Origin of the sequence: Clostridium sp. ZBS15, assembly GCF_023845705.1 — a bacterium.
Lineage (GTDB): Bacteria > Bacillota > Clostridia > Clostridiales > Clostridiaceae > Clostridium > Clostridium aquiflavi.
Window position 1 is genome coordinate 72,749 of record NZ_JAMQHY010000002.1, and the last position, 12,279, is coordinate 85,027.

Sequence of the window (12,279 nt, forward strand, 5' to 3'; positions counted from 1 at the left end):
TTCTTCCCCCTATTAATACTATATTTTATCTTAATTTTTGTAATACTTCTTCAAAATATTGTGGTAATTCTGTTGAAAATTCCATGTATTCATTTTTAGTTGGATGTATAAATCCTAATTTTTTAGCATGTAACATTTGTCCCTTTAATTTAAATCTTTGTTTTTTAAATCCATAAAGAGGGTCTCCAACTAAAGGATGATTAAGTGATGCCATATGTACTCTTATTTGATGTGTTCTACCTGTTTCAAGTTTACATTTTATAAGTGTATATCCTAAATCATATCTTTCTAAAACTTCATAATGAGTTACCGCTCTTCTTCCCTCTTGAGTTATTGCAATTTTTAGCCTATTTTTCTTGTCTCTTCCTAAAGGCTTATCTATGATTCCAGAATCATTCTTAAATCTGCCTTCTACTAAGGCATAATACTCTCTATTCATTGAATGATCTTTTAATTGAGAAGCCAATTTATTATGAGATTCATCATTTTTAGCTATTACTAATACACCTGAAGTATCTTTATCTATTCTATGTACTATTCCTGGTCTTATAACTCCATTTATACTAGATAAGTCAGTACAATGAAATAATAATGCATTTACCAGCGTTCCATTGTAATTACCTGGTGCTGGATGAACAACCATTCCTTGTTCTTTATTAACTACTATTATATCCTTATCTTCATATAATATATCTAAATCTATATTTTCAGATTCAACTTTTAAAGTTTCAGCTTCTGGTATTGTTATTGATATTTCATCCCAAGCTTTTAATTTATAATTGCTTTTAATTAATTCACTATTTACCTTAATGTTTTCTTTTTCAATAAGGCCTTGAACAAAAGAACGAGATTTTCCATTTAACATTTCGCTTAAATATTTATCTATTCTAGTTCCCTCATTCTCTTTGCTTACTGTTAAAATATTTTCTTCCATAAAAATAATAGCCTTTCTGTAAATATTCTCTCAATATTATAATATAATCCTATATATTACTCAACAAATATATATATAAATCACTAAATGTACTATAATGATTGTCGATTTTTTACCCATACAATAAAAATTTTTCATTGTAATATATTATCCCTTATCATTTAAATACTTTTTCCTTTTTATCATTAAATTATGTTTTAATCAAATAAATAAAAATACCTTTAAACTGTAATTATGCATAACAATTTAAAGGTAAATAAACTTACATAATATAAATTTTACTCCTTAGCAAAAAAGCTTTTTATTTCACTTAAATCCTCAGTAAGTGAATTTTTATCGTAATCAATCAAATCATCATCTGAAATTTCTACTTCTACTTCTTGATCAACAATATCTTTTTCTTTCATGTCTCCATCATCAATAGGTTCTGAAACATTATAATTTTTTATAAAATCTTTTTCTAAATCATCAAAAGTTTCAAGTTGAGTATTCATGAAATTTCTGTATTTTACTCTAAATTTAATAAATTCTTGTTTAACTCTTTCATATTCATCATTAATGCCAATAACATCATTATGAGATTTATCAAGAACTTTTTGAGCAGTTTCATTTGCATTTTTAAGTACTAATTCGGCTTCTTTTTGTGCACTACTCTTAGCTTGTTCTGCTGCATTTTGTGCTAAAACTAATGTATTTTGAATTGTTGTTTCAATTTGTGAATAATGGTCAACTTTTTCTTGCATATTTGTTAACTTTTCTTTTAAATTAGAATTTTCTTTATATAGCTCTTCATAATTTTCTACTATTTCATCTAAAAATTCATCAACTTCTTCTACGTTATATCCTCTTAATCCTTTTTTAAATTCTTTATTTGTTATATCCATTGGTGTTAACTTCATAAACTCACCTCAACTATGTATATTTTTTTATAATCAGTTTATATTTTCCGCTTTTACTGCTTCCAATAACTTCTCCTACAATGAATTTTCCAATTCCTCTTATAACAATTCTCTCATCACTTTTAACTTCATAACTTTTATCTTTAATCTTATTATACTCAATTAAAACTTGACCTTGATCTATTAACATTTGAGCTTTTGCCCTAGATAACTTCGATATTTTTGAAACAATCCCATCAATTCTTAAAGATGAAACTAAAATAACATCCTCTTTAAATCTTATTTCAGGAAAGTCTCCCTCATTTTGTATTTCAGTAATACGGCAGGGAGTCTTTCCAATTTTATCAACATTAGATAATAGAAAATTTAATACGTCTTCATGTATAGGCAAATAACATACATTATCTTCAACTATTAAATCTCCAATTTTATTTCTTTCTATTCCTAGTGATAAGATTCCACCTAAAAAATCCTTATGCTCTAAATTGGAAAACTTAGATTTTCCTTCAACCTTAAGTAACCTTATAGGAAAAGGACTATCATAAATATTATTAAATGAAATCATTTTTCTTTCTGAATCCTTAAAAATACCTTCACAAGTAACTTTAAATTTGCTAGTTTCACAATTTTTCTTAAACCATTTCCATACCTTTGGTGAATAAAAACAATTCCCAAAAACAGGTATATCTTTATCTACTGCTAGCATATATTTTTCATATAAGTTTAATGCTTCAATTTTATCCTCTTCCGAGAAATAATTAATTATTTTTTCTTTCATAATTAATAAATTATAGATAATATAACAGCCTTAATTATATCTAATGCAAAGATTGCAAAGATAGGTGAAAAATCTATCATCATATTTGGCATAAACTTATATTGAAGCTTTCTAAATGGTTCTAGTACCGGATAAGTGAAGCTACTTATTATATTAAGAAATTCATTTTGCTTTCCTGGAGAAATCCAAGAAGATATACATTCTATTAGTATAGCTAATTCTATTATTCTAAAAAGTATACTAATAAAATTCCCAATAATAAATGCCATGTCTCCTCCTATTTTGACCAATTAAATAAAGCTTTTGAACTTAATTCATTCTTTAACTCATTAGTTACTTCTACATTTGATGGAGAAAGGATATAAACACCTTTTTCTATTTGTTGAAGTTCCCCGCCTAAAGCATAACAAGAACCACTTATAAAATCTAATAATCTTTGTGCTATTTTTAATTCTAACAAAGTGGTATTTACTAAAACTATTCTTCTATTTTTTAAAGCATCACAAATTTCTGTTGCTTCTTCGTAATCAACCGGCTTTGTTATTGTCACTTTTGTTGTTGGCGATGTATGAATATTTACAACCTTGCTATTTTTTTTATTTGTAATAACAGGTTCTATCATGTCTTCTACATCATCATCTTCTGAATCTTCATAATTTTCATCATATTCATCATATTCATCATATTCTTCGTCCCCTAATCCTAAAAATGACTTCATTTTTGTTAATACATTACTCATTATTTTTCTCCTCCTGTATTATAATTTCTTTCTCCAAATATCCCCTGTCCAATTCTCACCAAGGTAGAACCTTCTTCTATTGCCTCATTAAAATCATGAGTCATTCCCATAGAAAGTACTTCCATTTTTATATTCTTATATTCCCTTACCTTTAAATAATCGAATATTTCCTTCGTTTCCTTAAAGTATTTTCTATTATTTTTTTCATCACCTTTAGGAATAATAACCATAATGCCTTTAACTAATACATGATTACAATTTTCAATAGCTTCTATTATGTCTGGTAGTTCTTCTTTTAATATTCCACTCTTACTTTCTTCTCTACCAATATTTATTTGAATTAATACATTTGCCACTGTATCATTTTTTTCAAAAACTTTTTCAATTTCATTTAAAAGTTTTATACTAGACAAAGAATGTATTAAGTGAACTTTATTCACTAAATATTTTACTTTATTAGTTTGAAGTTTACCTATTAAATGCCATCTTATATCCTTTGGAAGATTTTCTTCCTTATTAACAAGTTCTTGTACTTTATTTTCACCAAAATCTCTAATTCCTGCTTCGTATGCTTCTTTTAAATCCTCTATAGGTTTGGTTTTAGAAACAGCCAGGAGCTCTACATTTTTAGGAATTTCTAATTTTAGCTTTTCTATATTTTCCTTAATGCTCATAGTCTACTCCTTTTACTTATTATTCTCTATCTTTAATATTATTCTCTATAAAAATTAAATTTCCTTTAATAAAGTATATTAAAATTAAAATTTTTTAATTTTTTTTAATTATTTTCGTATCTTTTCATAAATTCAATCTCATTAGCAGCTCTACTTGGGAGCAATGTTATTTTATCTTTTTCTTCTATTTCTACATAAAGATTTCTAATTATAAGTTCTTTTACGTGACTTCCATCTTCTAACAATGCAGTCTTTAGCTTTTCTGGATCTCCAATTGCATATATACTAAATGGAGCTGACTCCATAGTATTATCATCAAATCCTATAAAAGCCCAATTACATATTACTCCTGTACATGGGACTACCCTATGATTATTAACACTAATAGCTTCTGCTCCTGCTTTTCGCAGCTCATTTAAAACTAATGCCATATCATTATCATGAAATATTTTATCCGTCACTTCAAACTGTGAGTCTTGTTCTAAATTAATGCTTGCATCATTTATTTTTAATACTATTCCAGGACCTTCAACTTGACTTGAGCCTACAAATAATTCATAATCTAAAATTTGAGCTTTCATATCTTCAAGAATTTTATCGTTCTTTTCATCTTCTTTCATATAGTCATTAATTTTATCTTTAATTTCACTATTATTTTCTTTTAGATTTCCTATTTCTTTATACAAATTAGCTCTTTCTTCTATAGCATCTTTATATTGTTTAGCATTTAACTCTACAAATGACTGTATTTCTCCAAGATTAATATTTGTTGAAATTAAAATTCCTAAAATTAAAGTTGTAAGAAAAATAAGGAATGTCTGCTTACTTTTATTCACAATCTCACCTACTTTAGCGCGATTTTAATTTTTCCAATAGGAGTCTTCTTATTATTGCAAAGTTATTAAAAATTCTTCCACCAAATACTATTACCGCCGCTATGTATATAGGAATTCCAAGTTTATCTCCAAGATATGCTAAACCTGCTGCAAGCAATGCATTACCAAAAAATCCTGATATAAATATATCTGTTTGAAAATTCTTAGATAAATTTGCTCTTACTGCACCAAAGACTGAATCTAAACATGCAAGTATTGCAACCGACATATATGGTGAAAAACTTTCAGAAATATTAACATCAAATACAAAACCTAATATGACTCCTATTAATAGACCAATTATTGCAATCAACTTTTTTCCTCCTTATAATTCTATTCTTTAATTGCTTTTATAAACTCATTCTTTATAGATTGAGTTGTTTTTAAAATCAATATATCATCACTTGTTTTAACTTCACAATTATAATTAGGAAGTGCTCCATAATCTAAAGACCCTGGAAAGGATATACCTACATTTAATCTTCCTTTATCTCCAATAACATTTATAGTTATTTTATCATTAGGATATATTCTGCCTGATGAACCTATAGATATACCATTACCGGCTATTTTTATTCCTGTTTGTGGTGTTATTCGTATATCATTTATAGAAATTGCCTCTGCTCCTGAATACCAAAGTAAATTTACAATATGAACAAGTTCTTCTTCACCTAAACTTACCCCACTTACTCCAGTGTTAGATTCAAATATTGATGTTTTAGGAGTTATTGTAATTACTACTCCTGGTCCTTTAACGTCAATTATACCCAAATTCATTCTTGAAGTATCTAACTTATTTTTAATTTCTTTTCCTAAATCGCCTTCTTTAGCAGCTGATTCTTCTAGTACCTTAAGTTCTTCTGATAATTCACTATTTGACTTTTGTAATTCCTCTTTTTCTTTTCTTAAGTTTTCTAGTTCTGCAATAATATTATTTTTATCATAATTGCTTATTTCCGTTGGACCATTTTTATTTGATAACATCTTAAATTGATATGCCAATAAAAAACCTAAAAGTGCGCATACCAGTGCTACAAAAATTTGTGATTTAGATATCTTCATTTTTACCTACCTTTCCTATTCATGATAATATACAGGTGCACCTTCAAAACTAACATCTATGTATCCTTTAGTCATTGATACTTCTGGACTTGACACAATATGGATTACTTTATTCATTTTATCTAATAAATTTTCATCATTTCCTAGTCTTCCTTCTACTTCCCCTATATATACTTTAATATTAGTTAAATCCTGGAGATCAATAGATTTAATATTATATTCTGTTGGATTGTTTCTCACTATATCATAGAAAGTAGTTAATATTTCACTAATTCTATCATCATCTAAGACTTTTTCTCCAACTTTCCCTTCTTTATATTCAATACCTTTTATTTCTACTAAATTTCTTCCTTTTAAGTCATCAGTTCTTTCAAGTAAAACTAATCTATTACTTAAAATTAATTTATTTTTACCTTCATCTATATAGTAAATTCCCTCTTTTTCCACTATATTTATATTTATTTGTTTAGGAAATTTTTTTGTTACTGTCACAGACTCAACATAAGGATTTTTTTTAGCTTCATTTGTCAAATCAGACTTACTTACAAAAAAAATATTTTCTCCAAGTACCTTTTCACATCTCTCTTTTACATCTTCACCAGTTATTATTGGATTATTTGTAACTGCTACCTTTTTTACTATAAAAATATTTGATTTAGTAATAAATATTATTATTCCCATAATTAAAAAAAGAAGCGTTATTATTATTTTCTTTATGAATCTTTTACGCTTAGACTTTATAATATATTTATTTGTTTTTTTTACCATGCCCATCCCTATTTCTCTACTTAATAATATATATTTAAAATTTATCTTAAAATAAAATTTTTTAATAAATTTCTTATATAATAATACCACTTTGTTTGAAAATTTTCATCAACTTTTTAATAGATTTTACATAATAAGAAAAACTTAATAAAATAAGAGTCATAATTTTAAAATAATTATGACTCTTATTTTTATTTAAGGCTATGTTTTAGGAGTGTGTTGATATATGTATAAGTAAAGGTGAGTTTAGTAATTAAACTTATAAATACTAATTAAATATTCTCAAAGTCCAATTACAATTCCACTTCACCTATTGCATATATCAACATATAATTTTAAAGAATAACCTAATTTACTTATCCTTTTTTCCTTCTGTCTGACGCGATATATTTAAGAGGACTCCCATAGCTGCCATATTTATTACGAGGGACGTTCCTCCATAACTTATAAACGGCAATGGTACTCCTGTAACAGGCATTGAACCAGTTACAACTGCAATATTTATTAACGATTGTACTGCGACAACAGATGTTATACCAATTGCTAATAAAGTTCCATAAGTATCTTTTGCGCTCATAGCAACTTTTATACCTCTCCATATAAAAACTACAAAAAGCATTATTATACACAAACAACCAATGAGTCCTAATTCTTCTCCTATTATTGCAAATATAAAATCATTATGTGGTTCTGGCATATATAATGTTTTTTGTCTTGATTGCCCTAACCCAAGACCTGTAATGCCTCCTGCACCTAATGCATAAAAAGATTGAATTAATTGATATCCATTTCCTGTTGGATCTTTCCATGGATCTATAAAGTTTAACATTCTTGCTCTTCTATAGCCTTCTCCTAAAGTAAATATAGTCGCTGCCGCTACCATGAGTGGAGCAACTATTCCAAATAGATGTTTTATTCTTCCACCAGCTGAAAAAAGAACAATAAATGTAACTATCATTATTACGGATGCTATACTTAAGTTTTTCTCTGCTAATACTAAAGCCGCATATATTCCTGAAACAAATAAATATGGTACTATACCAGTTGAAAAATTCTTTATTCCATCACCTTTCATTTCTATGCTCTTAGCTAAAAATAGAACTACTACATATTTAGCTAGTTCAGATGGTTGAAATGATAATGGACCTATCTGAATCCATCTTTGAGCTCCATTTACTCCTGGAAATAAAAACACAACTAGCAACAGGGGTATACACCCTATCATAAGCCATAATGTATATCTTTTGATTTTATGGTAATCAATTGACATCGTTGTCCCTAAAACTATCATTCCTAAAACAGCCCAAACAAGTTGCCTTTTTAAAAAGTACATACTATCATTGTTTTTAAACATAGCATAATAAGAACTTGCAGAGTATACCATAACAACTCCAACTGCCAATAGTAAAACTACACTATAGAATATCCCATAGTCTATTTGACCTATATTCTTTTTTTTGAGTTTACTAACTCTCATACACAAATCCTCCAAACTTAATTACTAAGTTAATTAAAATAATATTATCGTATTAAGCTTTGTTTTAAGGCAATGTTGATATTATACTAAAATATCAGCATTCATTTAAAACATAACCTTTCAATTATTTACTTTCAATTAATTAAAGTGCAATAAAGCCTATGATGCATAGTATTAATGTTATTATTGAAAAGACTGTAACTAATTTAACCTCACTCCATCCACATTGTTCAAAATGATGATGGATAGGAGCCATTTTAAATACTCTTTTACCTGTCGTCTTAAAAGATGTTACTTGTATTATAACAGACAATGTTTCTATTACATATATTCCACCAACTATTATTATGAATAATGGCATTTTTAGTATTAAAGCTATTGTTCCTATTGCACCTCCAAGAGCTAATGATCCAGTATCCCCCATAAATATTTTCGCTGGGAAAGCATTAAACTTAAGAAATCCTAATAACGCACCTGCAAGAGCAATTGAAAACACTCCAACTTGATAATGTCCTGTTTTAAAACCTACTATTGCAAAGAAAGTTAAAACTATAACGGTTACTGATGACGCAAGGCCATCTATTCCATCTGTAAGATTTACTGCATTAGTTGTTGCTGCATAATATACAACTACTAATGGTATATAGAAAATTCCTAAATTCAATTTAGAATTCATAAATGGAATTATAATATCTGTTCCTATATTAGTATATCCATAATAAGCTAACGCAATAGAAAATAGTAATAATAAAATCATCTTTTGATAAGCTCTTAGCCCTAAATTATCTTTATGAATTATTTTTAATATATCATCTAAAAACCCAATTACACCAAATGCAATCAATGAGTATAATATTATCATACCTTCATCAGTTGGTTTATATCCTATAATAAGCATTGTTACGCTCACTGAGATAAAGAATATAAGACCTCCCATAGTTGGAGTACCTGATTTTTTCAGATGGCTTTTAGGACCATCACTTCTTATGTTTTGACCAAATTTTAATTTATGCAGCATAGGTATAAATATTGGTCCTAAAACCATTGAAAACACAAATCCCATTAATAATGCTGATAAAACTGTTGGATTTAATAATTCTTTTATTGTATCCCCCATCTTATACTGCCTTTTTTGGCAGTTCACCTCCTTTGTTATACTATAAAGCTTCTATATTTTTTACTATATCTTCAAATTTTGCTGATCTTGATGCTTTAACTAAAATAACATCTCCATCTTTTATTAAATTACATAAATAATTTTGTAATTCCTCTTTACAGTTAAAAGTCACTGCATCTTTTCCAAAACCACTTTTATAATCTTCTCTAAACTCACCTGTTGTTAAAACAATATCTGCTTTTCCTATTGCATCTTGACCTACCATTTCATGAGATGACTTAGCATGATCTCCAAGCTCTCCCATATCTCCTAACACAGCAATTTTTCTACTTCCACTATATGTTTTCAAAACACTTAAAGCAGATTTCATTGAATCTGGACTAGCATTATAGCAGTCATTTATTATTGTAAAATTATTTTTCTTTATAAACTCTAATCTCATAGAAGTAGCTTCAAAGTTATTTAGTCCTAGTTCCATTTCTTCAAATGTAATACCAAAGTTTTCTGATATTCTTATTCCTAAAAGCGCATTTAATATGTTATGTTCTCCCACCATATTTAATTTAAATCTATGACGCTCTCCATTACTATTAACTGCATCAAAAGAAGTACTTTCTTCAGTTAACTCTATGTTTTCTGCATATAAATCATATTCTTTATCATATCCAATTTTTTCAATTTTAAATTTATGATCTTCATTTACTTTTTGAAGCATATCATTTTCATAGTTTATTACTAAAGTATTATTTTCTTTAAAAAAGTCTGTTATGCTAAATTTTTCTTTAAGAATATTTTCCCTTGTCTTTAAATATTCTATATGAGATACTCCTACATTAGTAATTATAGCCATATCAGGTCTTGCAATATTAGTTAATCTATGAATTTCATTAAAGTTACTTGTTCCCATTTCAAGAACTGCAATATCATAACTTGAATCTAATTCAAAAATCATAAGTGGTAACCCTATTTCATTATTAAAATTTCCTTTTGTCTTAAATACAGAATATTTTCCACTTAAAAAGGCTGCTACTAAATCTTTAGTAGATGTTTTACCTGTAGATCCTGTTATACCTACTACCTTTATCCCTAATTTTTCTCTATAGTATTTTGCTAAAGCTCCTAATGCTGATTTTGTATCATTTACTTTAATAACTGTTCCTTTGTCATTTAACTCTTCTAACTTAAAATTCACTTCATCTATTATTGCAACAGTTGATCCACCTTTTATTGCTTCAACCACATAATTATTTCCATTAAAATTATTACCCTTTAATGCTATAAATAAACTATTTTTATCAATTTTTCTTGTATCAGTTGAAATTTTTTCAAAATTTCCTTCATTATTTTTTATTAGCAATTCACCATTAATTGCTTTTAGTACTTCATTTAGAGTTAAATCCATAATACAATCTCACCTCTTATTATTTATCATCTAATATTTGTTTAACAACTTCTCTTTCATCAAAATGTATTGTTTTATCTTTTAAAATTTGATATGTTTCATGTCCCTTACCAGCTATTACTATCACATCATTTTCTTTAGCTATATCCATTGCTTTTTTTATAGCATCTTTTCTATTTTCTATAACTTCATAATTCTCTTTTTCTATTCCTACTAGTATATCCTCTATTATTCTCATAGGCTCTTCGCTTCTTGGGTTATCTGAAGTTACTATAGCTATATCTGCTATCTCAGTTCCTATTTTACCCATTTGAGGACGTTTTACCTTATCTCTATCCCCTCCACATCCAAAGATAGCAATTAATCTTCCTTGCGTAAATCCTCTTGCAGTTTCTAAGATGTTTTGTAATCCATCTGGAGTATGAGCGTAATCTATTATTATGTCATAAGGTAAATTATAATTAGTAGCTGTTCTTTCACATCTACCTGGAACTATAACTTTGTTAATTCCATCTTTTATAGATTCCATTGGTATATTTAACTTATAACATGCTCCTATAGCACCTAAAGCATTATATATATTGTATTCTCCTGGTATTGATAATATAAATTCTTCATCTTTTTCTAAATTAACTTTAAATCTTATGTTCTTACTTCCCAATTTTTCAGAAAAGGCTTTAAAATTAGAGTCTTCCTTTATAGAATAATCATATATATTTTTTGCTTTTAGTTTATTTAAATCTTTTATTACTTGTTTTCCATAATTATCATCATTATTAATTATTCTTATATTGCTTCTCTTAAATAATTTAAATTTAGAATTATAGTAATTTTCAAAAGTCTTATGAAAATCTAAATGATCCCTTGTTAAATTCGTAAAAATTCCAACCTCAAAATCAACTCCATATACTCTATCTAATTCAAGAGAATGAGAAGATACTTCCATAACGCAATATTCTACACCCTTATTGACCATATTATTAAATAATTCTTGTAATTCTAATGATTCTGGTGTAGTTCTTTCCGTATGAAGCTTTTCATTTCCAATGTAATTAGCTATAGTTCCTATAAGCCCTACCTTTTTACCATTGGATTCTAGAATTGATTTTATCATAAATGCAGTTGTTGTTTTGCCATTAGTACCTGTTATACCAATAATCTTCATTTTTTTACTTGGATTATCGTAATAATTTATTCCAATAAGAGCCAAAGCTTTTCTAGTGTCTTTTACCTTAATAACAGATATATTCTTATTTAATATTTCTATATCATCTTGTATTATAATAACAGACGCGCCATTTTCAATTGCTTTTTGAATATATTTATGTCCATCTGTAGCATATCCTTTTATACAAATAAAAATATCGGACTTATTAACCTTTCTACTATCATAATTAATTGAAGATATTTCCTTGTCTAAACTTCCTTGTACAAGTTTATAGTCTATTCCCTTTAAAATATCTTTAAGGTTCATTTTTAACCATCTCCTTAAATAATATGCTTATTATGTTATTTAAATACTCTATAAAAGATTATTTTACAATAATTTAGCAT

14 protein-coding genes are annotated in these 12,279 nt (G+C 27.2%); all 14 read right to left on the reverse strand.

Annotation, left to right across the window (positions count from 1 at the left end):
- Positions 1-25: 25 nt before the first annotated feature.
- Positions 26-934 carry an RluA family pseudouridine synthase gene (locus NG904_RS00970; RefSeq protein ID WP_252226036.1) on the reverse strand — a complete coding sequence of 303 codons (909 nt, stop codon included), beginning with the start codon at positions 932-934 and terminating at the stop codon, positions 26-28.
- 278 nt (positions 935-1,212) lie between these two features.
- Positions 1,213-1,833 carry a DivIVA domain-containing protein gene (locus tag NG904_RS00975; protein ID WP_252229178.1) on the reverse strand — a complete coding sequence of 207 codons (621 nt, stop codon included), beginning with the start codon at positions 1,831-1,833 and terminating at the stop codon, positions 1,213-1,215.
- A 13-nt stretch (positions 1,834-1,846) separates the two neighbouring features.
- On the reverse strand, positions 1,847-2,611 hold the full coding sequence (locus NG904_RS00980; protein ID WP_252229180.1) for a YlmH family RNA-binding protein: 765 nt from the start codon (positions 2,609-2,611) through the stop codon (positions 1,847-1,849).
- A 2-nt stretch (positions 2,612-2,613) separates the two neighbouring features.
- Complete coding sequence (locus tag NG904_RS00985) at positions 2,614-2,880, reverse strand: YggT family protein (protein ID WP_252213292.1); 267 nt, start codon at positions 2,878-2,880, stop codon at positions 2,614-2,616.
- Positions 2,881-2,888: 8 nt separating this feature from the next.
- On the reverse strand, positions 2,889-3,350 hold the full coding sequence (locus NG904_RS00990; RefSeq protein ID WP_252213289.1) for a cell division protein SepF: 462 nt from the start codon (positions 3,348-3,350) through the stop codon (positions 2,889-2,891).
- Positions 3,350-4,024: a YggS family pyridoxal phosphate-dependent enzyme gene (locus tag NG904_RS00995; RefSeq protein ID WP_252213286.1), complete on the reverse strand. Its 675-nt coding sequence runs from the start codon at positions 4,022-4,024 to the stop codon at positions 3,350-3,352. Before NG904_RS00995 ends, NG904_RS00990 begins: the two co-directional genes overlap by 1 nt.
- Before the next feature lie 104 nt (positions 4,025-4,128).
- Positions 4,129-4,860 (reverse strand): DUF881 domain-containing protein, encoded by a 732-nt coding sequence (locus NG904_RS01000; RefSeq protein WP_252213283.1) that lies wholly within the window; start codon positions 4,858-4,860, stop codon positions 4,129-4,131.
- Between the two features lie 13 nt (positions 4,861-4,873).
- Positions 4,874-5,212, reverse strand: coding sequence for a small basic family protein (locus NG904_RS01005; protein WP_003371191.1), 339 nt, complete (start codon positions 5,210-5,212; stop codon positions 4,874-4,876).
- Positions 5,213-5,232: 20 nt separating this feature from the next.
- On the reverse strand, positions 5,233-5,961 hold the full coding sequence (locus NG904_RS01010; protein WP_252229182.1) for a DUF881 domain-containing protein: 729 nt from the start codon (positions 5,959-5,961) through the stop codon (positions 5,233-5,235).
- 15 nt (positions 5,962-5,976) lie between these two features.
- Positions 5,977-6,642, reverse strand: a complete 666-nt coding sequence (locus NG904_RS01015) for a cell division protein FtsQ/DivIB (RefSeq protein ID WP_252229184.1) — start codon at positions 6,640-6,642, stop codon at positions 5,977-5,979.
- A gap of 439 nt (positions 6,643-7,081) precedes the next feature.
- Positions 7,082-8,206, reverse strand: coding sequence for a stage V sporulation protein E (spoVE, locus tag NG904_RS01020; RefSeq protein ID WP_252226042.1), 1,125 nt, complete (start codon positions 8,204-8,206; stop codon positions 7,082-7,084).
- 142 nt (positions 8,207-8,348) lie between these two features.
- Complete coding sequence (mraY, locus tag NG904_RS01025; protein WP_252229186.1) at positions 8,349-9,323, reverse strand: phospho-N-acetylmuramoyl-pentapeptide-transferase; 975 nt, start codon at positions 9,321-9,323, stop codon at positions 8,349-8,351.
- A 40-nt stretch (positions 9,324-9,363) separates the two neighbouring features.
- Positions 9,364-10,725: a UDP-N-acetylmuramoyl-tripeptide--D-alanyl-D-alanine ligase gene (locus tag NG904_RS01030; protein ID WP_252229188.1), complete on the reverse strand. Its 1,362-nt coding sequence runs from the start codon at positions 10,723-10,725 to the stop codon at positions 9,364-9,366.
- Between the two features lie 19 nt (positions 10,726-10,744).
- The gene (locus NG904_RS01035) at positions 10,745-12,199 is read right to left on the reverse strand and encodes a UDP-N-acetylmuramoyl-L-alanyl-D-glutamate--2,6-diaminopimelate ligase (protein WP_252229190.1); all 1,455 of its coding nucleotides are present in this window, start codon (positions 12,197-12,199) and stop codon (positions 10,745-10,747) included.
- Positions 12,200-12,279: the final 80 nt, after the last annotated feature.